Raw genomic sequence first — 21,212 nt, 5'->3', positions numbered from 1 at the left:
CAGCTTCTTGCATGCTGGCTGTTCAGTATCTAGGGCTTATTTTTTTGTCATCTGAATGTGTAACTATTAGGAATTAGCATTCAATTGTTTCTGTGTATCCTTGGCCGCCTGAGCCGTTGCATCCATAACTTCTTTATCCGCTTTGGCCGCTTCATTAGCGACATCGGCAGAAGCTTTAGTTACGCTGGAAACGATATTGTCTTTGCTCTCGGATACCGTTTTGGCTACATCTGCTGTTTTGGTGGAAACGGTTTTGGCCAAATCTGTTGCTTTGCTGCTAACTACAGATGCCACGTCCTTTGTTTTATCGGAGACAACTGTAATTTTATCAGACAGATCACTACGCAAATCACGACCCGGCTTCGGCGCGAACAGCAGGGCTGCGGCAGCACCAATCAAACCTCCAATAAATAAACCTTTTGCAAAACCTGAAGTACCTGTCATATTTTGATTGTCAATGTTACTCATGTTATATCACTCCTCTTATAGAATAAAAAATATATATAAATGTTAGGTAGCCCTTCTTAATAGCCTGGACACAAGTCCGAGCAAGAACACGAACAATGCGGTTCCGAGTATGGCTGGAATGACTGCAAAATCTCCGATGACCGGGCCCCAGTCTCCCAATAGCATGACACCTAGCCAAGCTCCTACAAATCCAGCAATCATAGAGCCCGCAATGCCGCCAGGCATTTCATGACCAGCCAGTGCATCGCCAATCAATCCAATAATAATAGCCATTATAATACTTAGTACAATTCCCCACACAAGGATCGCCTCCCTTATCCTAAGTTCACAAAATCATAACGTTTTTGATGAATGCTGAGCTTCGATATTGCTGTGCCTTGCTTACTTCGTATATAAACGTCGTGACCCGGAGTGAAACAAAAAGCCGTCTCGGACATTTACCGGTGGGGAGTGGAAGGAAGCTGCATACGCGCTCGCCAATAGATCACAGGAACGGTAAACACCAGCCAAATAATACCTGCAATATAGCCACCCACAATATCTGTAGGAAAGTGAACGCCTAGATATACGCGGCTTAATCCAATCAAGAGAATCAGTAGTGCACCAAGAACGCACGGAAGAAAGAGCGAACGCCCACGAATCTTTCGTTCTATGGCCCAAATGGCAAATATCATTCCGTAAAATCCCATGGAAATCATCGCATGACCGCTGGGAAAACTGTAGCCCCCGGCTTCAACCAAATGTTGAAGTGACGGGCGTTCCCGTTGCAAAATTTCTTTAATGAGCGTGTTCAGCACCCACATCGCCGTAAAGCTGCTTAGGATCGCAAAGGAATAAGCTTTTGAGCGAAGACTGACCCAACACAAGGTGGCAGCACCGAGGGCGATGATCAGCGACATGCGGAATGAACCGAAAGATGTAATGAATATAGCGATGGTTAACAGTTGGTAACGAGCAGCTGCTGTGTCTGGAAAAACGACATTCTGTATGCGTTCATCCCAATATAGAAAAGGAGCTGTGCCAATCCATTTCACAGAGTAGGCGATGAGCAGCAACACAGCGATCATGATAATAGATGCATACAGACTACGACGCAAATAGCTTGGTAGGAACCGGGATGATTGGGGTTCATGGGATAGCATATGTAATAAATCTCCTCCTTATGGCTGTGATAGATTCAATTTTTCGTACTATTAACTTAACTAATAATGAACTTAAGAGCAAAACCCGACGGAGACGACAGGCTGATTGAGGCATTTGAGCCCGGGGTAAAGGGATCGTATCACAGCGTTTGTAAATGCCAGGGCCGGAAGTGGGATAGTCATCACAAAGCAAGGCTGCTTTACGGAACTGGAATCCATGGAGGTGTTAAGGATGATTAAAATAGTGACATCGGCAGAAAGACATACCTCAAATAAAGGATGGATTCATAGTGAGTTTAGCTTTTCATTTGCCGATTATGAAGATCCGAGCAATGCCCATTTTGGTTGTATGCTAGCCCATAATGATAACGAGCTTGAACCGCAGCAAGGCTTCAAAAGACATCCGCATCACGATTTGGAAATCGTCACCTATGTAATTGAAGGCCAACTGCATCATAGCGACAGCTTGGGACATGAGCAGGATTTAAAAAGCGGCTCGATCCAGGTTCTGAGTGCAGGCACCGGAATTGAACATGAAGAGCGAAATACTGGGGATGAAAGACCGGTCCGCTTTTTGCAAATGTGGTTTTTACCCGAGAGCCCTGGCATTCAGCCTTCTTATCAGGTGCAAAGATTCAAGCACAGTGAACGCCTAAATCGGCTTCAGCCTGTTGTGTCTGGTTCAGAAGTGGAGGGAGCATTATCTATCGCGCAGGATATAAATCTGTATCTGAGCAGATTGGAAAAAGGCCAGCAGCTTGAATATCCGCAGCAAGAGGAGCGCCGCACCCACATTTATGTAGTTAGCGGTCATGTGGAAGTTACGTGCCAGGATGGAGATTTTCAGTTAGGGCCTGGTGATGCTGCACGAATTCAAAAAAGCTGTACATTAAAGATACGAGCTACAGGTAATGAGGATATATCTGAATTGGTGTTAGCGGATTTGCCTTGAAGCATCCTGAGTGAGTGAAGAAGTGTATGAAAATGCGCATATGCAATCAAAAAAATAAAGCTCGTATCCCGGTGCACGTCTATTGAGACGAGCGCAGATACGAGCTTTATTTACGCTGACAGGGCCACTGCCATAAAGGCTGTTGCTCATGATGATAGGATGTAAGACAGCTAAGTTGTCTTCCTATAAGCTAATTCAGGAGGATTTGCGTAATCTGCCCAGTTCAGAAACAATAGCTTCAACCTCTGAAATGCTCAGGTTAGGCTTGCTTATCACCATATCATAGACATCATGGATGTCCTCGTATTGCTCCAGCGAGAAAGCGGATGCCTGCATAGCAGCACCACTCGCCATACGGAGCTTGGTTTTAATACCCTCAATCATATACTCAATGTTGGCATGAGACGGTACAGACAAATCCATCGTTAATTTTCCATCCTTTCATAACAGGGGAAGTTGCCTGTATTGTATCATGTTTTTGTTGTAGAATGTACTGAAAGCCAGATTACCGATATACAACCGAACCAAGGAGGTGCGACAAAGTTGTCTTTGTATAATCGAACTTCTGCACCCGGCCGCTCGTCCTTAGAACATAATGTAAAGAAAACAGATAGAGATGGACTCGCGCCATTTTTTCGAGAAATTCATCATCAGCATGCTATAGATAAGTTGACTTTTGTTTGCATCGGTACGGATCGCTCGTCGGGTGATTCACTCGGGCCACTGGTAGGCACCATGCTCAAGGAGCAAGGCTTTCCGCACGTGATTGGCACAATGACGGAGCCCTGTGATGCAGATCATCTGGTTTCATACTTGGAGTGCATTCCCCAAGATCATCATGTGATCGCCATAGATGCATGTCTTGGACAGCACGGCTCAACGGGAATGTTTCTTATTGCGCGTGAACCGCTAACCCCTGCGCGATCGGTGGGGCTGGCTCTGCCGTCTGTTGGTCATTATAGTGTTGCAGCGATTGTGAATGAGCGCAGTCCCAAACCCTATTGGACACTCCAAATGACGTCGCTTCACGTGGTCATGACAATGGCTGCGCATATTGCTAATGCGGCGGCTTATGAATTTGGTTTGAAAACAGCTTCGCAAGATTTTCCAGAGGGTTACCGTTTCAGATATTGATGGTCTGCTTAATAATATACATCAGCATGTTCTACTCACTAATATATTCAGCTCCAATAGATTATATACAGAGAAGGAAGGGTTCCATATGGAAAAGGTATTATGCGAAGGAACGACGATCTGCTATGCCGAACAGGGAAAAGGAGATCCGATCATTTTATTGCACGGTTTTTGCGGAAGCTCCTCCTATTGGGATGAGGTTGTTCCATTGCTGTCCCAAAGCTATCGTTGTATTGTTCCAGACTTGCGTGGACATGGACGCAGCGATGCTCCACTAGGAGCCTATACGATTGATCAAATGGCAGATGATGTGCTTAAACTTCAAGAACAATTGGACATCCCTCAGGCTGCCTGGTTTGGTCACTCCCTAGGAGGCTATCTAGCCCTTTCGGCAGTGCAGAGACATGCAGAGCGCCTTACAGCCTTTGGACTGATTCATTCCACAGCTTATGCAGATACAGACGAAGGTAAAGAAAAGCGGAATAAGGCTGTATCCACCATCCAAACGGAGGGGATTACCAAATTTGTAGATGGACTCGTACCGGGACTGTTTGCTCCTGATCATGTGGAGTCGATGTCCAGCCAATTACTTAAAGTCAAAGAAATTGGCTACAAAACACCTCCGCAAGGAGCTGTAGGAGCATCATTGGCTATGCGCGAGCGTCCTGACCGACGGGATGTGTTGTCAGCTTCTGCCTTGCCAGCCCTTTTAGTAGCGGGGGAGCAGGATCAGGCGATTCCTCCAGCGCGGACGTTTACAACAGATCGGGCCGGAGTAACTCAGGTTACCCTACCGGAAGCAGGTCACATGAGCCTGTTCGAGGCACCGGAGTTATTAGCGAACGCTATCTTGACATTTTTAGAGCAGAACTTAAAAAAATAGACTAAGGGAAGCCCAAAAAACCGGAACCGTCTGAGGCAATAATCAGAAGGTCCCGGTTTTTTGTGTAGTCAATTATTTTAAGGTGTGTAAGGTGTCTAATTTATGTTGCTTTTGTTAAAGGCAAACGCTGTCGGCAAACCGTCAATACTCTCCAAATTTTTCTCATAGGCATATCTTTTAAGTGCTTCTTCTCCCATCTGAATCGAAACTTCCTTCAGCTTTTCCCGTTCGCTCGTGTATGTCATAAAGGGAACCGCAAAACCACATGAATTCTGCACCATGTGAACGTCCACAACAATGATTTGTCTTGCACCGGGAAGCGGGTTGAAGAGAGGGTACAGTTCATTCCATTGCTTAGTATCGGGCAGCGTGACGGTACCAGTACCATAGAGCTTTAGTACACTGGGAGCGCCCTCAAATGCACAAAACATGATTGTTACCCGTCCGTTCTCGATAATGTGGGCGCTTGTCTCGTTGCCGCTTCCCGCCAAGTCGAGATAGGCTACCCTTTGGTCCGATAGAATACGAAAGGAATCATATCCCTTGGGGGAAAGGTTAACGTGCCCTGTCTTGGATAGCGGTGCTGATCCTACAAAGAAAATGTGCTGCCGCTGTATAAACTCTTGATGTTCCGGTAATATCGAGCTAAATTGTTTACCCAAACTCCATCATCCTTTCTCACAAAAATATTCATATAAATTTTGTTTCTAAAGAAAATAATTATTATAAATAATTTTATGGAATGTTTAAATATACTGATTGATTTTTTGTTTCGTATGAAACAAAAATATCACAACACTAACGAAGAAGCAATATTGATTAAAAAAAAACGTCATTCGCTAGTCAAATGATCTGCTACAAAGTGCTGTACCGTAGGAATTCACTGCCATACGTGAGCATTCTGACTTCCTGATCATTGATGTTGTTAACTGAGGGTGAAGGTTATAAGTGGTATTTCTGCATGGTAGGGCATTTGGCTTTTAGACAAGGATGTCTTACAATCAGAAGGGACAGGGTTCCTGGTTGTCTAGGCATCGGAATGAAAGGAAGGGAACGGCTTGCTTAGAAAAGATTATTTGCTCAGTATGATGGAAGAATTGACATCGGCAGTAGCATCGGTGCTCGGTCTAAGGCGTGAAAATAAACACGTCGAAGCGCTGAAACAACTAGATGACCTGCTCAACAAGCAGTTTCGTCTTCGTTCAGATTTGCTCAGACGATTGCCGCCGGAACAAATTATTGAGCTTTTCCGATTGGGCCCTGGAATTGAAGCGGACAAGCTCCAGCAGGTGGCTCGCATTTTGGAAGAAGAAGCCGTGATTTACCTGGAAACCAGCAGAACAGACGAGGGCATACGAATCTTGATGAAATCTCTTCATTTATATTTGTACAGCGATACGAATGGCGCGACTCGTGATCTGCAGGTCCTGCCTGAACGAATAGCGTGTATCGTGAAACTGGTGCGTGAATATGAGCTTCCCCCTGAAACCAGCAAACTGTTGGCTGTTCATTACGAGCGAGAAAACAGGCTGGACGAAGCAGCCGATGTCTGGTTTGGATTGGCATGGGAGCAGCCAGAGCTTCTAGCGGAAGCGGAGGCGTTTTATAGTCAATTACTGGATAAGACCAATGCAGAGCTGGAGCTGGGTGGAATTTCACGCCAGGAAGTCACCGAGGGTTTGACTGAGATCACCCAATTACATGAAAGAAAGTGAGATGTACCTTTTGGATTCACTGCGCGAACTTATATACCAATTGACCACGGGAGGATCCCTCATAACAGCGACGCTGAGTCAGCTTCGCAAACGGGAGGATGCTTCTTTTACTAAAGTGCAAATCAAACCTGTAGAATTGAAAAACAAGCTGCATTACCAGTTTGCTTTTCATTATAGCAACAAAGTCATTCATGAAAATCTGACCCCTGACGAAGCTAATGAGCGTATGACTGCCTTGTTTGAGGACACGTTCCGCCAAGGACTTTTATGCGCCAAGGATGCAGACTACCAAGTGCTGATCAGTAAAAAATATAAAGTATCCATTCTGACAAAGTCACCGAGCAAAAGTAAAGCCGACCTGTCTCATAATCGCAAAAAGCAATATGTGCTCGAAGAAGGGGAACGAATTCCTTTCCTGATTGAGCTGGGGATAATGAATGAGGATGGTAAGGTACTGGCCCGCAAGTATGATAAGTTTCGTCAAATTAACCGGTTTCTCGAAATGGTGCAGGATGTATTGCCTAGCCTTCCGGTAGGCCGCCCATTGACGATTGTGGATTTTGGCTGTGGCAAATCGTATTTGACCTTTGCGCTGTATCACTATTTGGCTGTACAGCAAAAGCGACCATTGCAGATCGTTGGTTTGGACTTGAAGGCAGATGTCATTGAAACCTGTAATGTTCTGGCTCAAAAGCTGCAATATCGACAGTTGGAGTTTCTGGTCGGTGATATCGCAGACTATAACGAACTGGAACAGGTGGATATGGTTGTTACCTTGCACGCTTGTGATACAGCAACGGATGCGGCGCTGGAAAAGGCCGTCCGCTGGGGAGCTTCCGTCATTTTGTCGGTTCCGTGTTGCCAGCATGAGCTGTTCAGCCAACTGGAAAATCCGGTATTGGAGCCGTTGCTTTCCCATGGTATTTTAAAGGAGCGTTTTTCTGCACTGGCAACAGATGGAATCCGGGCCAAACTGCTGGATATGATGGGATATCGGACACAGCTGTTGGAATTTATCGACATGGAGCATACACCTAAAAACATTCTGATTCGTGCCGTCAAAGGGCAGGCGGGAGAACAATCCGTTCTGTGGCGTGAATACACAGCATTTCGGGATTTTATTCATGCTGATCCTTATTTGGAACGCGCTTGTGCGGATTTGCTTCCCGAAGGAGCAGGGAAAAAGCAGACACACAGCTAGGAATATAGTAAAAGTGGAGCCACTGCGGGGTGGCTCCACTTTTTTTGTAGTTCACAGTTCATAGTTGCAGTACGCAAACATCTATCCACCATAGGCATTTCTAAAAGCGGTGCACAAAACATCGCGATCCACCTTCCACAATGCCGCAAGCTCTTCGCTGACATCTTCGTCCCACCAGTCGCATAGTAGTTTGCGGTTACTATGGTTTTCCGCAATCCAGATAAGGTGTCCGACGACCTTGCGGCAGTATAGCTCCTCGCCCTGCTTGACCAGATCAGGAGCAATGTGAACAGGCAGACGTTTGCAGGTTCGATACAACTCTTTGGTACATGCGCGGCGGATACCACGAGCCGTGGGTAAACGGGATTGTGAATTGTCATGTTTAGGGAATTTGCCGGGAGGCATATTGTACCCCCTCCTCTCTCTCTCAACTTATGCGGGCAGAGGGGGCGGGGTCACTGACCTCCCTATTTGGGGGAAGTGGCGACTTGTTCTGCCGCTGTGATACACTAATGAAAATAGAGAAACAGGCAGGGAGTGGGAAGAGAAGTGGACCAAATATCTAGTATCATTAATTATTTGTTTGAGATCATTCGTAGTCTTGGGTATTTTGGTATTATGCTAGGCTTGATGGTGGAGGTCATTCCAAGCGAAATTGTCCTCGCTTATGGTGGCTTTTTGGTATCCTCGGGTCATATTAATTTTTTTGGCGCAGTCGTTTTTGGAACGATTGGCGGGGTGCTGGCCCAGCTATTCATTTACTGGATTGGGCGCTATGGCGGCAGACCGGTATTAGATAAGTATGGGAAATATATACTTATCAAAAAAAGTCATGTCGACCATGCTGAAGCCTGGTTTAACAAATACGGCACAGGGGTCATTTTCACAGCTCGCTTTATTCCTGTTGTGCGTCATGCCATCTCAATCCCTGCCGGGTTGGCTCGAATGAACGTATGGCGCTTTACTATTTTGACAACGCTAGCGATTATACCTTGGTCTGTTTTGTTTATATATTTAGGTATGCTGCTAGGAGACAAGTGGGAGCAAATTGACGAAGTGGCAGCACCTTACATCAAACCGATTTTGCTGGTTGCCCTTGCACTCTTGATCATTTATTTTGTTATCAAATGGATTTTGTCCAAAAACAAAAAAGGAAGTGTATAACATGAGCCGTACTAATGTATCGCAATACTTCGGAAAGGGCTTAAGCCCTGAACAGTTTATGGAGGGCATGGAAAAGAACAAAGAAGCCTTCCGCTCTGGGTACGATCAGTTTGTATGGAATCGCGAAGAGGATCGAGAGTATTTTGAAAGCTTGAACCATCGGGATGATCTGCGCGTGCTTATTTTGGCTGCCGACTGGTGTGGGGACGTGGTGCGCAATGTGCCAGTTGTGTTCCGCGCGCTGGAGAATAGCGGGATTCCGACCGAAGTATTAATCTTGGAAAACCATCAGGCGCTGATGGATGACTTCCTGACAATGGGCGGACGTGCTGTTCCGATTGTGATTTTTGCGGATACAGGAGGTCACGTACTTGGCCACTGGGGACCACGCCCTGCACATGTCCAACAAATTATGATCGGATTCAAACGTGAAAATCCAGATCGGGAAGCTGATGATTATCAAGAAAAAATCGCAGTTGCTCGTAAAGAAATGGCTGAAAAATATGGGGAGGGAACCGAGGTCCATCCTGTGATTGTTCAGGAATTACGCGAGCTGATCTCGGGATTTTAACTTATGACGTTATCTATTCGCAGCTTTAATCTCGGTCCTCTCCAAACCAATGCTTATTTGCTTCAAGGGGATGATCCGCAGCGCGCCGTTATTATTGATCCGGGGATGAATCCGGGTCCTTTGCTCAGAGCTATTGAGCCACTGACCATTGAAGCTATCCTGCTGACTCATGCCCATTTTGACCATATCGGAGGAGTAGAGGAGATTCGCAATACCAAAGGCTGCCCGGTTTATCTGCACGCCTTGGAGCAAGACTGGCTCACATCTCCTAAGCTGAATGGTTCCTTGATGTGGCCAGAGGCCTCCCCTCCAATCTCGACGGAACCCGCCGAATATGATTTGGCAGAAGGTCAGCAATTGAACCTGATCGGGCACACGTTCCGGGTTTTCCATACACCGGGCCATTCACCCGGAAGTGTCAGCTTTTTGTGCGGCAAAGATCTTTTTTCCGGGGACGTGCTATTCCGTCAGGGCGTCGGACGCACGGATCTGACGGGTGGCCGGGAACGGGATCTATACGATTCTATTCAGAACAAATTGTTTCCGCTCGGAGATGACGTTACAGTCTATTCCGGTCACGGTCCCAAAACGTCCATCGGTTATGAGAAAGCTAATAATCCGTATATCCGGTAAATGTGATGAACGTTTTCTGTAGGGGCAAAATCAAAGGTGTGACAGGTTTTGCCCCATTTCGACAACAAATTATAAATTATGTATAGACAAAGGTTTTTATTTTTGTTAACATAAATTTATTAAAGTTACATACTAAACTCGCGAAGCACGCAAGCTGTGGATGAATCCCGGTTTGCGTTCTTTTTTTTGCCCATTAAGAGGATAAAGAGGCATGAGGCCGTCAGATCACAAGGGGGAGCAAGAATGAAAAGAAAACATATATATGGGGTACAACGTGAGATTGGAGGTAGTTTCCGTGTTCCCAATATAATAGATATTGAAGATTCTGTGGTAGGTTCCGCGCCGAAGATCATAACTTGGAAAAAGGTGAAACGACGGGGCGGAATTTCTTCACAAAACTGGCATGTGAGGCTGAATGAACATAGGTTGGGACGTGGAGACGGTCGATTATGAAGATACATAGATGATATAGACAAGCTACTTTTTTTTTAGTAGACTTAGCAGATAAGTTCAGACAAACGGGGGGGCTAACGATGCATCATTTAGGAGCTAGAATTATGATCGTCGCGGATGCTTTTGAGCAGAATCTTCCTGTGGGCGAACATGGTTATATCATTGCTTACGACCGTAATGCGGACAATGCTTTTGACTATGTCATTCGCGTACCGAAGGTGAACCGCAATTTTTTTGTACCATCCGGGGACATCGAGCTGGAAGAGAGTATTCTCAAGCTGGAAGCCGAGCGGATTGAGCGTGAAGCGCTGATAGATTACGCCCTTGCTACTCATAATGAGAAACTGTTCAAGCATGTAATGAACGGTGGTCTTGATTCAGTAGAGACTGAAGAGGAAGAAGAAACCGCGGCAGAGTTGTTGTCACAGGCTGATTTTATCAGACAAGTCAATTTGCGTGCTTGGATATAGGAGTCGGCTACTGCCGACTCTTTTTAAAAATATATAATGGGCACAATCTCAGCTCCTATAGTTTTCTCGAAAGAGCACCGAGAGGTGCTTTTTTTATATTCTTTTAGCAGCATTTACCTCATTGATGTATAGTTTGCTTCTGTACCGCGTCAAAGATTGAATTGTAAAGGGTTCTATCCTATAATTAAAAACGTTATTTCGAAGTTCGGTGCAGCATTTTTTAATATCAGGATTTTGCAAAATTCGATTCCAGCCGCTCTGAAGTGCAATATATAGACGAACTAAACCATTTTGATCTATATCTTGCTCATTGGAAGTCGCTTATTGGATTTTTTGCAAAATCCTCATATACATGAGGAGGGTTTTGTATGAACATTTCCACGGAAGATGTCCGTCACGTAGCTAAGCTGTCCAGGTTGAATCTGACCGCGGCTGAGGAAGAAACGATGACAGGACAATTAAACGCCATACTCCATTATGCGGAGAAGCTGAATGAGCTGGATACGGAGCAGGTAAAACCGACCACTCATGTGCTGCACGTCAGCAATGTCATGCGAGACGACGAAGTTCGCGAGAGTTTGACACATGAGCAAGTGATGCGCAATGCACCTGAAGAAGAAGACGGACAGTTTAAGGTTCCTGCTGTTCTGGAATAGATCTCATATTTGAAAGGAGGATGCAAATTGAGCTTGTTCAATAACACATTGCCCGAGATACATAACAAGCTGCATCAAAAGGAAATTTCCGTGAGTGATCTGGTGGGACACGCTCTGGAGACGATTGGTGCGCGGGAAGACAAGATCAGAGCTTATATTACCGTTGACGAGGAACAGGCCCGTGCATCCGCACGTCAGCTGGATGATCAGCTGATTTCCGGAGAGGAAAGAGGGCTGTTGTTTGGCCTGCCGGTTGGTATTAAGGATAATATCGTGACAGAAGGGCTGCGTACAACATGTGGCAGTCAGTTTTTGAAAAATTTTGATCCCGTTTACGATGCCACAGTTGTTAGCAAGTTACGCGCAGCGCAAACCGTGACACTCGGTAAAATGAACATGGACGAATTCGCCATGGGAGGCTCTAACGAGAACTCCAGCTTTTTCCCTGCACGTAACCCTTGGGATTTAGAACGTGTTCCCGGCGGTTCCAGTGGCGGTTCGGCTGCGGCTGTTGCAGCGGGTGAGGCTTATTTCACGCTCGGTTCGGATACAGGTGGTTCCATTCGCCAGCCTGCTTCTTACTGCGGTGTAGTTGGCCTGAAACCAACCTATGGTCTAGTATCCCGTTTTGGACTGGTGGCTTTTGCCTCCTCTTTAGACCAAATTGGACCCATTACTAAAAATGTTCAGGATTCGGCCTATGTCCTGCAAGCCATTGCAGGTTATGACCAGAAGGACTCCACTTCTGCGAAGGTAGACATTCCTGATTACTTGAACGCTTTAACCGGGGATGTAAAAGGACTTCGTATCGCTGTGCCTAAAGAGTATCTTGGTGAGGGCGTAGATCCTCAGGTCAAGGAAAAGGTGCTGGATGCACTGAAAACGCTGGAAGGACTGGGTGCTGTTTGGGAAGAAGTGTCTCTCCCTCACACAGAATATGCGGTAGCTACATATTACCTGCTGGCTTCATCCGAAGCGTCATCCAATCTGGCCCGTTTTGACGGCGTGCGCTATGGTGTGCGTTCTGACAATCCGGACAATCTGCTTGATCTATACCATCAGTCCCGTACGCAGGGGTTTGGTCCCGAGGTGAAGCGTCGGATTATGCTGGGTACCTATGCACTCAGCTCCGGGTACTACGATGCCTATTATTTGAAAGCTCAAAAAGTGCGCACACTGATTAAACAGGATTTTGATCGTGTATTTGAACAATATGATGTGATTATCGGACCTACTGCACCGACAACTGCTTTCAAAATCGGCTCGCAAGTGGACGATCCATTAACAATGTATTTGAACGATATTTTGACGATTCCGGTAAGCTTGGCTGGTGTGCCAGCTATCAGCATTCCGTGTGGTCTTGCGGATGGAATGCCAGTCGGACTACAAATTATCGGAAAAGCCTTTGACGAGTCTTCCGTGTTACGCGTAGCTCATGCTTTTGAACAAAATACCGAATTTCACAAGCAGCGTCCGCAGCTGTAATTTGCCAAAAAGGAGGGAACCTATTCATGTCTACAACTACATCCAAATATGAGACGGTCATCGGACTTGAAGTGCACGTGGAATTGCATACGAAGTCTAAAATATTCTGTGGATGCTCGACATCCTTCGGAGCACCACCCAACTCTCATACATGTCCGGTCTGTCTCGGTCATCCAGGGGTGCTGCCGGTATTGAACCGTCAGGCCGTTGATTATGCGATGAAAGCAGCAATGGCGCTGAATTGCACCATTGCTGATGTGAGCAAATTTGACCGCAAGAACTATTTTTACCCCGATTCACCTAAGGCTTACCAAATCTCACAATACGATCAACCCATTGGCGAAAATGGCTGGATTGATATTGAAGTGAATGGTGAGACAAAGCGTATCGGTATTACTCGACTGCATCTGGAAGAGGACGCAGGCAAATTAACACATGTTGATGGTGGCTACGCATCTTTGGTCGATTTTAACCGGGTCGGCACACCATTGGTCGAGATCGTTTCGGAGCCGGAAATATCTTCGCCGGAAGAAGCGAAGGCCTATCTGGAAAAAATACGTGCCATTATGCAGTATTGTGACGTATCCGATGTGAAGATGGAGGAAGGATCACTTCGCTGCGACGCGAACATCAGTCTTCGTCCGCATGGACAAAAAGAGCTGGGAACTAAAGCGGAACTGAAAAACATGAACTCCTTCCGTGGCGTACAGCGCGGACTGGAATATGAACAGTTCCGGCAGGAGCAGACGCTGGACGAAGGCGGAACGATTGTACAGGAGACACGTCGTTGGGATGAAGCGCAAGGTAAAACTTTATCCATGCGTGGTAAGGAACAGGCCCATGACTATCGTTATTTCCCAGACCCGGATCTCGTTACACTGCATATAGATGAGGAATGGAAAGAACGCATCCGTGCTTCGATTCCTGAATTGCCTGACCAGCGTAAAGCACGCTACACTTCGGAATATGGATTACCTGAGTATGATGCCCAGGTGATTACGTCCTCCAAGCCATTGGCCGATTTGTTCGAGGATAGCCTTCAATTCACCAAGGATGCCAAAGCAGTATCCAACTGGATTATGGGGGATTTACTCGGTTATTTGAACAGTGCCGGTGTGGAGCTGTCGCAGGTTAAATTGACCGGACGGGGCTTGGGTGAAATGATCGGACTGCTGGAGAAGGGAACGATCAATAGCAAAATCGCTAAAACGGTCTTCAAGGAAATGCTGGAAAGTGATAAACTGCCACAGCAAATTGTTGAAGAAAAAGGGCTTGTACAAATCAGTGATGAGGGTGCAATCCTGACGATTGTCGAACAAGTTGTAGCAGCTAACCCGCAATCGGTCGAAGATTACAAAGCTGGCAAGCAAAAGGCCATCGGCTTCCTAGTCGGTCAAGTGATGAAGGAGAGCAAGGGGAAGGCAAACCCTGGGCTTGCTAATAAGTTGCTGACGGAAGTGCTGAACCGCTAATGGCATAGATTTGACAGGGGCTTGTCTTTTAGGGACAGGCCCCTTTTGCATAGACGCTGAGAACGATTAGCGCGAACAAGCTTTAGAATCCTGATGGCATTTTATGAGTTTCCTTAGGAGGGAAAACAGCATGATTACCCTATGTTCATTGGAAGATGATGATATCGTCAGTCAGATATGGCGTCTACAGCACGTTGCCTATAGGCTGGAAGCTGAGCTGATTGGGTTTGATGAGATTCCTCCACTGATGGATACATTGGATACGCTGAGAAGCTGTGGAGAGTCTTTTTATGGGTGGCTGGAGGACGGTGAATTGCTAGGAGCACTGGCTGTGCAGTCTGAGTCGCCCGATTCGCTTACCCTTACCCGTATGATGGTTCACCCGGATCATTTTCGTAAAGGCATTGCAGACTCTTTAATGAAGCATGTTTTGAATGAATATCAAAATATCCCGTTGTTTATCGTCTCTACAGGAACTTTAAATACTCCTGCGGTGACATTATACCGAAAACATGGCTTTCGCCCCGTATCTGCGGCCGAGGTCGCCCCAGGCGTGGAATTAACCACCTACCATCTGCATAGGGTGGAATAGCATTGAGATATCATTAAATTGGCATTAAAAATGCACATAAGCCCACAAATCGCGCACCCGGAGTGGGAAACACGACATAACCGGGAGGAGAGACTCGAATGAATAATCCGTGGATTATAGACGATTCACATATCATTTTACGGCTTTTACTGTCCATGCTTCTCGGTGGATTCATTGGCTTTGAACGCGAACGTTCCAATCACGCAGCTGGTTTGAGGACTCATATTATGGTCAGCCTTGGTTCGACGCTGATTATGCTACTCTCCATTTACGGCTTTGCCGATTTTATTAAAGAAGCTAATGTACGCATAGATCCCGCTCGTTTGGCTACGGCTGTGATCACTGGCGTAGGCTTTTTGGGTGCAGGGACGATTATGTTCACAGGTAAATCCATTACCGGACTAACGACTGCGGCTTCCATTTGGGTCGTGGCTGCTATTGGCCTTGGGGTGGGAGCAGGCTTTTATTTCCCGTCTATAGCGGCGACAGTGCTCGTATTTTTAAATTTATGGGTGTTTAACAAAGTTGAACTTCGGTATATGCGTGGACGCAAGCGTCATCTTATTACATTGTACGGATTGTCCTCTCACGGACTGCTGGAGCAGATTTCGACTTATTTAGAGCAAGAAAAAGTGGAAATACGTAAAATAATGATTAAAGAACATGAAAATGTCCCATTTCACGAATTACACCCAGATCGGCAGAGTATGGAGGTTTCCCTAGAGGTGCTGGCCCGTCATGATTTTAATCCTGTACGTATTGCAGCAGATTTACGACAATGGGAAGATATAGCTGCAGTCTCTGTTGAGTAATAGGGTACCTTTTTTTAACAGTTACTCTTAAATCTGATTGGGGTACTATGTAAGCATTGAAGTGTTTTTCAGAGGAACCACGCATGGGATTCAAAGGGGAGGATGGCATGAACTCGGAACAACCGTTACCGTCTGGAGAGGCTGGACAGCTACAAGCGTCGGAACAGCGGGAACAGCCCAGACAGGGGAAGCGTCTAAAATACGCTAAACTTCGCAAAGTGATTGCCATTATCATGGCGGCATTGTTACCCGGACTGGGACATCTTTTTTTAGGGCTGTTTATTAGGGGGCTTAGTTTTATTGTATTGCTCCTGCTAGATATTTTTGCGATGCTGTATGTTTCCTCTGACGGCTTGAGGATTAACATTCCATTACTTATTTTGCTTGGATTGTTCATACCCGTTTTATATTTTTATAATGTATATGATGTCTTACAGTCAGCAGATTACATGGTTCGCTATCGGCGTAAGCCAGATCGTTATATACGAATGGATGCTAGAGGCCAGCAAAGTAGTCCTTTTTATGCATGGGAGAGAGGCTTTGCTTTTGCTGTGCTGATGGTGGCAGGCGGTGGGCTTATGATTTTGTTTCGCATGAAACCTCGCTGGTTGAGTAATTTCTTTGAGGATTATGGATTCCTTACACTGGCCATTTTATTAATGATGATCGGTGTATTCCTTTTTCTAAGGGAAGCCTTTCTGACCTCTAAGCGTAAAAAGTTGAAAGAAAGAGGGTGAAGCTGGCGTGCACCGCAAAATAAGAGTCGGGCGCTACACCTCTTCGCTTCTGTTGATGGCTGTAGGCATTTTGCTTATTGTAGATGTGTTTCAAAATACTGAATATATGCTTCAGCTCCTCGTTTGGTGGCCCGTAATCTTTGTGCTTTGGGGACTGGAGTATCTGATTTTTTTTGCCGTGTACTATCGGAAAGAAGGCAAGTCTGACAACGGAAGGCGATTCAGACCTGACTTAAAGGGGATTCTGTCCGCTTTGGTAGTGGCAGCCTCGGTTTTTATCGTGACCCAGCAAAATCATTATATGTATCTGTGGAACCGTGTCAGCCTCAATCTGACGTCAGCCTCTATGGATTTTAGCCAGGCTAAAGAGAATCGGTATGATATGGGTGGTATGCTGGTACCTGTAACTATGCAGACGTCCGATTTAGTAGTTGATTCGGTTAATGGTGATGTAACACTGATCAGACGGCCTGTGTCCAATATAGAGGTACGAGGGACTCTATGGGTGGATCAAGCTCCTGCTGCCGAAGCGGACAAGATTGCTCAAGCTTCTTCACTGACTTCTACCGACGGCAAGACTATCCAGATTCGTCCAGAGGCAAAGTCGTACGGAGCATCAAGCAAACGTCAGCCCCGTGTGAACATGCTGATCACCGTGCCGGAGGACCGGCGGTTCAATGTGCAGATTAGAACCTCCAACGGGAATATTTCCTTGAATGGAGTTGATGCTATTGACAGCATTCGGCTCGAGAGCGGTAATGGAAATCTCACTGTTAATAACGCTATCGGCAATGTCAAGGGAGGTACGTTGAACGGTCAGGTTAAATTGCATCGGATTTCTGGAGATGTGGATGTGCGCACGAACCGTGGCGACATGCAAGCAGGCGATATTGAAGGAGTTGTGACACTGCACACTATGGTAGGTGATATTCAGCTCGCTCGTTCGGAAGGGGGCATCACCGTAGATACTCAGAATGGTGACATGAATGTGCTGAATTCTACCGCCAAGCTGAATGCAAATTCGCTTAATGGCTCTATCAAAGTGCATAGCGAGCAGATAGGCGGAGATTGGAAAATATACAGTGCTGTCGGTGATATCGTATTGGATCTTCCGTCGAATGGAGATTTTCAGTTAGAGGGTTCAAGCAGTTATGGTAATCTTCAATCCGATTTTCCATTTAAAATAGACAGTAAAAGTATTTCAGGCCAAAACGGGACAGGCAAGTATGCGATCAACGTAGAGGGCAACAGTAATTTAACCATTAAAAAGTTACTGATGCCGTCGTTACCCGACTTGGATGATTCCGGGGGTACGACTGCGCCCGATACATCTGAAAGCTCTCCGGCTGAACCCGGAGCTTCTGAGACAGATACTTCTATAGGAACATCCGGTGACAATGCGGCGCGTTGACAAGAAACTTAAGTAGACCGTACAATGTGAGTAGGTTTAGAAGTGAATTGTAAATAGATGCGTGGTAATTGATAGGATCGTAAGTAAGGGATAAGGCGGTGGACATATATGGCAGCACGCGTCCAGCATGCTTTGGAACTTCTGAAGAAGACAGGTGTACGCATAACACCCCAGCGTCATGCCATATTAAACTATTTAATGGAAACTATGGGGCACCCGACTGCAGATGAAATATATCGAGCGCTTGAGTCCAAGTTTCCAAGTATGAGTGTGGCTACGGTTTATAATAACTTAAAGATGTTTATAGAAGCGGGTATGGTACATGAGTTGACCTATGGAGATAACGCCAGTCGTTATGATGCCAATATTTCGGAGCACTATCACATCATTTGCGAAAAATGCGGAAAGATTGAAGATTTCAGTTATCCGTATTTGGCCGATGTGGAACGCCATGCCGCGTTGGAAACAGGCTTCGAGGTGCATGGACATCGTATGGAGTTACACGGAGTATGCAAAGCTTGTAGTAACAAACAAACGTAACGAAACAAGGAATAGAAGTTTTTTGTGCGGTATGTATATATTGTAATGGATTGGAAACGTGAGGAATTCCCCATAAGCGGGGATTTACCGCGTTTTTTTGTTTAAATCACTTTATTTTTGTTTTAAGTAATCTGTTGAGGTTACAAATTACGGAAATTCAAAGTTCATACAATGGAGGTTCAATATTGGCCAGAAATCATTCCAGACGCCGCCGTAAACGTTCACGATTCAAAGGAGCGGCAAGCCTGCTATTATTTGCAGCGATTATATGTGCAATTACTGTCGTATGGTTTGGTAATCCCCTTCACGAGAAACCCGATTGGCAGGGCAGTGTCCGTCCTATTTTTATGCAGGGAAAGTTGACTGGGTATGAAGCTCAGAGCTCCGGCAAGAACATGCTGATGCCGCTTAAATTGGTGCAAAGTAAAATTGATCCTACGGTTCGCTACGAGGATGACAGCCAAACCGTCATTATGGCGACGAGACAGAACCTGCTCCATATGAAGGTTTCGAAGGCACAAGGGGAACTGAATGGTAAAACATATGCGCTGAGCGCAACCCCTCAGGTAATCAGTGGAGAGGTATATATCCCGATAGAGGCTGTACGTGAAGTATACGGCGTTTCTATACACGAAGACCCTGTGACTGGTGCTGTCATCCTAATGAAGGCTGGAGAGAAGGTCAGGCTGGGGAGTGTGGAAAAGAAGGATGGCCCACAGGATGCTAGAATCGCCTTGCGTAAAGAAGCCTCTAGCCTATCTTTCATTTTGACAGATATATCTCAGCGGACGAAGGTGCGTATTTGGTCCAAACAGGGCGATTGGTATTTTGTTCAGTTAGACAATGGTTATGCAGGATACATTAAGTCAGACCATGTCGCTGAAGGAGAAGAGCTTGTGATCCCTTCGGTTAAGGACGATTTGTCCATCTCGGAGAGACATTGGGAGGGTAGATCAGTAAACCTCGCTTGGGAAGCTGTCTATAATCGCAAGCCCGATCCTTCCAAGTTTGATCCTATGCCTGGAGTAAATGTGGTGAGCCCAACGTGGTTTAGTGTCGTCGATCATGAAGGCACTGTAGAAAGCAAGGCAGATCCTGCCTATGTCAGCTGGGCACATCGCAAGGGGATGGAGGTTTGGGGCTTGTTGAGCAACAGCTTTAATCCCGAATTAACAACTGAAGCTTTGTCCACCTTTGAACGTCGAAAGTCGATTGTAGATCAGATGATTTCACTTGCCCTAGAAAATGATCTGGACGGTATTAATATTGACTTTGAAAATGTTCATACGAAGGATGGCCCAAATGTCACCCAATTTTTGCGGGAACTTAAACCGATGGCGCGGGAACATGATTTGATACTGTCCATTGATGTAACGCCTAAATCTCAAAGTGAGATGTGGTCAGCTTTTTTAGATCGAAAATCATTAGGCACCATCACAGATTACCTCATGGTAATGGCATATGATGAACATTGGGCGGCTAGTCCAAAGGCTGGTTCTGTCGCCTCGTTACCATGGACGGAAGCGTCAATTAAGCGAATTATTCAGGAAGATGAAGTGCCGCCTCAAAAAGTGGTTTTAGGTATTCCATTATATACTCGCGTGTGGTCCGAGACTCCCAAAGAAGGGAAGATTAAGGTCTCCTCCAAATCACTTGGTATGGAGGCAGCAGCGGATATCATAGCCAAATTTAAGTTGAAGCCTAAGTTTAGAGCTTCCGAAGGTCAAAATTATGTTGAGTATACAGAAGATGGTGTGGTCAAAAAGATTTGGCTGGAGGATCAGGTATCTCTGAAGGCAAGAGTAGAACTTGCCAAATCGCTGAAGCTCGGAGGAATTGGTGTGTGGAATCGAACTTTTGCTGATGCAAGCGCTTGGGTAACACTGAAAAAAATAAGTGAATAAGATAAAAAATTATACAATTGAAGAAGGAAGTCTCTTATTTATGTAGAAATGATCACATGTATCCAAATATCCAATTTGCGGTCATAGCCGCCTTGCAGGTATGGAGGGAGAAGTGCAGCTAACCAAATTAAACCTGAGGCATGATGAATTGTTGCAGGAAGATTCGATAGGTGTTATTTCGTACAGAAAGCCGGGAGAGTATTTTCACGGTTCGATGTTGTATGACTTTGATGAACTCATTCTAATTATTGGAGAAGGCACCAAGCCAGTTCGTTCTATTCAACACTTATTTATGAATGGATTAAGATGCCAAGTGTTGTACGCAACGCTCAGTTGTCTGAAGGAATGGATTATCGCTGGTGAACAAGCCAACATTATAGATTATGTGCTAGAAGGTCGTATTGTTTGGGAACGGGATGACAGGGTCCGTCTTTTAAGACAGGAAATTGTTGATTTTAACGATCCACTGCGGGAGCAGAAGCGATTTCATGAGTTCTCCCGCTTTTTGGTCAATTACGTTCATGGTAAAAGAGCGGTGCGAGAAGGGCGAATCATTGACGCTTATCAAAGTGTTCTGAAAGCATTGGATCATTGGGCATCTATTGAACTCATTGAACGGGGGATTTATCCAAAGATTCACTTATGGGTTCAGGTACAGCCTCTGGATCGAACGATTGACAAACTGTATAACGAACTCACATTAAGTACGGAAACCTTGGAACAACGGGTTGAACTAGTACTGCTTGCTTGTGAATTTTCAGTGATGTCAAAAATGGAGGAGTGCTCATCTCCGCTATTCCGTATATTAGGCAGCAGA

General features: G+C 45.7%; 26 protein-coding genes (1 of these 26 running past the window's edge). 20 read left to right on the top strand and 6 right to left on the bottom strand.

Features of this window, described 5'->3' with window-relative positions; translation table 11 throughout:
- Positions 1 to 66: 66 nt before the first annotated feature.
- The 3 genes from KAI36_RS22375 to KAI36_RS22365 all read right to left on the bottom strand — a co-directional run bounded on the left by KAI36_RS22375 (position 67) and on the right by KAI36_RS22365 (position 1,610).
- Positions 67 to 468, bottom strand: a complete 402-nt coding sequence (locus tag KAI36_RS22375) for a YtxH domain-containing protein (RefSeq protein ID WP_220026053.1) — start codon at positions 466 to 468, stop codon at positions 67 to 69.
- A gap of 42 nt (positions 469 to 510) precedes the next feature.
- Positions 511 to 768, bottom strand: a complete 258-nt coding sequence (locus KAI36_RS22370; RefSeq protein WP_220026052.1) for a GlsB/YeaQ/YmgE family stress response membrane protein — start codon at positions 766 to 768, stop codon at positions 511 to 513.
- 137 nt (positions 769 to 905) lie between these two features.
- The gene (locus KAI36_RS22365; RefSeq protein WP_220026051.1) at positions 906 to 1,610 is read right to left on the bottom strand and encodes a phosphatase PAP2 family protein; all 705 of its coding nucleotides are present in this window, start codon (positions 1,608 to 1,610) and stop codon (positions 906 to 908) included.
- A 232-nt stretch (positions 1,611 to 1,842) separates the two neighbouring features.
- On the opposite strand from KAI36_RS22365, the gene KAI36_RS22360 reads away from it, so the two are divergent.
- The gene (locus tag KAI36_RS22360) at positions 1,843 to 2,562 is read left to right on the top strand and encodes a pirin family protein (RefSeq protein WP_025721764.1); all 720 of its coding nucleotides are present in this window, start codon (positions 1,843 to 1,845) and stop codon (positions 2,560 to 2,562) included.
- A 195-nt stretch (positions 2,563 to 2,757) separates the two neighbouring features.
- Here the strand turns inward: KAI36_RS22360 and KAI36_RS22355 are convergent, their stop codons facing one another.
- A complete protein-coding gene (locus KAI36_RS22355; protein WP_013373034.1) occupies positions 2,758 to 2,985 on the bottom strand; it encodes a DUF1128 domain-containing protein in 228 nt (75 codons plus the stop codon).
- A gap of 120 nt (positions 2,986 to 3,105) precedes the next feature.
- On the opposite strand from KAI36_RS22355, the gene yyaC reads away from it, so the two are divergent.
- Positions 3,106 to 3,696: a spore protease YyaC gene (yyaC, locus tag KAI36_RS22350; protein WP_258382212.1), complete on the top strand. Its 591-nt coding sequence runs from the start codon at positions 3,106 to 3,108 to the stop codon at positions 3,694 to 3,696.
- Between the two features lie 88 nt (positions 3,697 to 3,784).
- Positions 3,785 to 4,579: an alpha/beta fold hydrolase gene (locus KAI36_RS22345; protein ID WP_025721766.1), complete on the top strand. Its 795-nt coding sequence runs from the start codon at positions 3,785 to 3,787 to the stop codon at positions 4,577 to 4,579.
- A 95-nt stretch (positions 4,580 to 4,674) separates the two neighbouring features.
- Here KAI36_RS22345 and KAI36_RS22340 read toward each other — a convergent pair whose 3' ends face one another.
- Positions 4,675 to 5,241 carry a pyridoxamine 5'-phosphate oxidase family protein gene (locus tag KAI36_RS22340; RefSeq protein ID WP_025721767.1) on the bottom strand — a complete coding sequence of 189 codons (567 nt, stop codon included), beginning with the start codon at positions 5,239 to 5,241 and terminating at the stop codon, positions 4,675 to 4,677.
- A 396-nt stretch (positions 5,242 to 5,637) separates the two neighbouring features.
- Here KAI36_RS22340 and KAI36_RS22335 point away from each other — a divergent pair, with 396 nt between their 5' ends.
- Positions 5,638 to 6,294 carry a DUF6483 family protein gene (locus tag KAI36_RS22335; RefSeq protein WP_025721768.1) on the top strand — a complete coding sequence of 219 codons (657 nt, stop codon included), beginning with the start codon at positions 5,638 to 5,640 and terminating at the stop codon, positions 6,292 to 6,294.
- Positions 6,281 to 7,495, top strand: a complete 1,215-nt coding sequence (locus KAI36_RS22330; RefSeq protein WP_025721769.1) for a class I SAM-dependent methyltransferase — start codon at positions 6,281 to 6,283, stop codon at positions 7,493 to 7,495. Before KAI36_RS22335 ends, KAI36_RS22330 begins: the two co-directional genes overlap by 14 nt.
- An 81-nt stretch (positions 7,496 to 7,576) precedes the next feature.
- Here the strand turns inward: KAI36_RS22330 and KAI36_RS22325 are convergent, their stop codons facing one another.
- On the bottom strand, positions 7,577 to 7,900 hold the full coding sequence (locus tag KAI36_RS22325) for a hypothetical protein (RefSeq protein WP_029517184.1): 324 nt from the start codon (positions 7,898 to 7,900) through the stop codon (positions 7,577 to 7,579).
- Positions 7,901 to 8,044: 144 nt separating this feature from the next.
- On the opposite strand from KAI36_RS22325, the gene uptA reads away from it, so the two are divergent.
- From uptA to KAI36_RS22250, 15 genes are all read left to right on the top strand, one after another.
- The gene (gene uptA / locus KAI36_RS22320; protein WP_013311915.1) at positions 8,045 to 8,659 is read left to right on the top strand and encodes an undecaprenyl phosphate transporter UptA; all 615 of its coding nucleotides are present in this window, start codon (positions 8,045 to 8,047) and stop codon (positions 8,657 to 8,659) included.
- 1 nt (position 8,660) lies between these two features.
- Positions 8,661 to 9,230 carry a thioredoxin family protein gene (locus KAI36_RS22315; RefSeq protein ID WP_013311914.1) on the top strand — a complete coding sequence of 190 codons (570 nt, stop codon included), beginning with the start codon at positions 8,661 to 8,663 and terminating at the stop codon, positions 9,228 to 9,230.
- A gap of 3 nt (positions 9,231 to 9,233) precedes the next feature.
- Positions 9,234 to 9,863, top strand: coding sequence for an MBL fold metallo-hydrolase (locus tag KAI36_RS22310; protein ID WP_023990259.1), 630 nt, complete (start codon positions 9,234 to 9,236; stop codon positions 9,861 to 9,863).
- A gap of 243 nt (positions 9,864 to 10,106) precedes the next feature.
- Positions 10,107 to 10,316, top strand: a complete 210-nt coding sequence (locus KAI36_RS22305; protein WP_025721772.1) for a hypothetical protein — start codon at positions 10,107 to 10,109, stop codon at positions 10,314 to 10,316.
- Between the two features lie 80 nt (positions 10,317 to 10,396).
- Positions 10,397 to 10,786: a hypothetical protein gene (locus KAI36_RS22300; RefSeq protein ID WP_013311911.1), complete on the top strand. Its 390-nt coding sequence runs from the start codon at positions 10,397 to 10,399 to the stop codon at positions 10,784 to 10,786.
- Positions 10,787 to 11,154: 368 nt separating this feature from the next.
- Positions 11,155 to 11,442, top strand: a complete 288-nt coding sequence (gatC, locus tag KAI36_RS22295; protein WP_013311910.1) for an Asp-tRNA(Asn)/Glu-tRNA(Gln) amidotransferase subunit GatC — start codon at positions 11,155 to 11,157, stop codon at positions 11,440 to 11,442.
- Between the two features lie 27 nt (positions 11,443 to 11,469).
- Complete coding sequence (gene gatA / locus KAI36_RS22290) at positions 11,470 to 12,927, top strand: Asp-tRNA(Asn)/Glu-tRNA(Gln) amidotransferase subunit GatA (RefSeq protein ID WP_023990257.1); 1,458 nt, start codon at positions 11,470 to 11,472, stop codon at positions 12,925 to 12,927.
- Between the two features lie 26 nt (positions 12,928 to 12,953).
- Positions 12,954 to 14,399, top strand: a complete 1,446-nt coding sequence (gene gatB, locus KAI36_RS22285; protein ID WP_013311908.1) for an Asp-tRNA(Asn)/Glu-tRNA(Gln) amidotransferase subunit GatB — start codon at positions 12,954 to 12,956, stop codon at positions 14,397 to 14,399.
- Positions 14,400 to 14,529: 130 nt separating this feature from the next.
- Positions 14,530 to 14,991, top strand: coding sequence for a GNAT family N-acetyltransferase (locus tag KAI36_RS22280; RefSeq protein ID WP_220026049.1), 462 nt, complete (start codon positions 14,530 to 14,532; stop codon positions 14,989 to 14,991).
- A 98-nt stretch (positions 14,992 to 15,089) separates the two neighbouring features.
- Positions 15,090 to 15,803 (top strand): MgtC/SapB family protein, encoded by a 714-nt coding sequence (locus KAI36_RS22275; protein ID WP_071642911.1) that lies wholly within the window; start codon positions 15,090 to 15,092, stop codon positions 15,801 to 15,803.
- A gap of 83 nt (positions 15,804 to 15,886) precedes the next feature.
- Positions 15,887 to 16,540, top strand: coding sequence for a hypothetical protein (locus tag KAI36_RS22270; protein WP_220026048.1), 654 nt, complete (start codon positions 15,887 to 15,889; stop codon positions 16,538 to 16,540).
- Between the two features lie 7 nt (positions 16,541 to 16,547).
- Positions 16,548 to 17,951: a DUF4097 family beta strand repeat-containing protein gene (locus KAI36_RS22265; RefSeq protein ID WP_220026047.1), complete on the top strand. Its 1,404-nt coding sequence runs from the start codon at positions 16,548 to 16,550 to the stop codon at positions 17,949 to 17,951.
- Positions 17,952 to 18,059: 108 nt separating this feature from the next.
- Positions 18,060 to 18,491, top strand: a complete 432-nt coding sequence (locus KAI36_RS22260) for a Fur family transcriptional regulator (protein WP_013311903.1) — start codon at positions 18,060 to 18,062, stop codon at positions 18,489 to 18,491.
- Between the two features lie 185 nt (positions 18,492 to 18,676).
- Positions 18,677 to 20,395 (top strand): glycosyl hydrolase family 18 protein, encoded by a 1,719-nt coding sequence (locus KAI36_RS22255; protein WP_220026046.1) that lies wholly within the window; start codon positions 18,677 to 18,679, stop codon positions 20,393 to 20,395.
- A 112-nt stretch (positions 20,396 to 20,507) separates the two neighbouring features.
- Positions 20,508 to 21,212, top strand: the 5' portion of a protein-coding gene (locus tag KAI36_RS22250; protein ID WP_220026045.1) for a nucleotidyltransferase-like protein. Its footprint extends 174 nt past the window's final position; the window shows 705 of its 879 coding nt (coding positions 1-705); it begins with the start codon at positions 20,508 to 20,510; the stop codon falls past the right edge of the window.

The sequence above is a fragment of the Paenibacillus sp. S02 genome, from assembly GCF_019454065.1.
In the GTDB taxonomy this organism is placed as follows: domain Bacteria; phylum Bacillota; class Bacilli; order Paenibacillales; family Paenibacillaceae; genus Paenibacillus; species Paenibacillus polymyxa_B.
The sequence above is the reverse complement of the archived record's forward strand: the minus strand, read 5'-3'. Positions and strand labels throughout refer to the sequence as shown.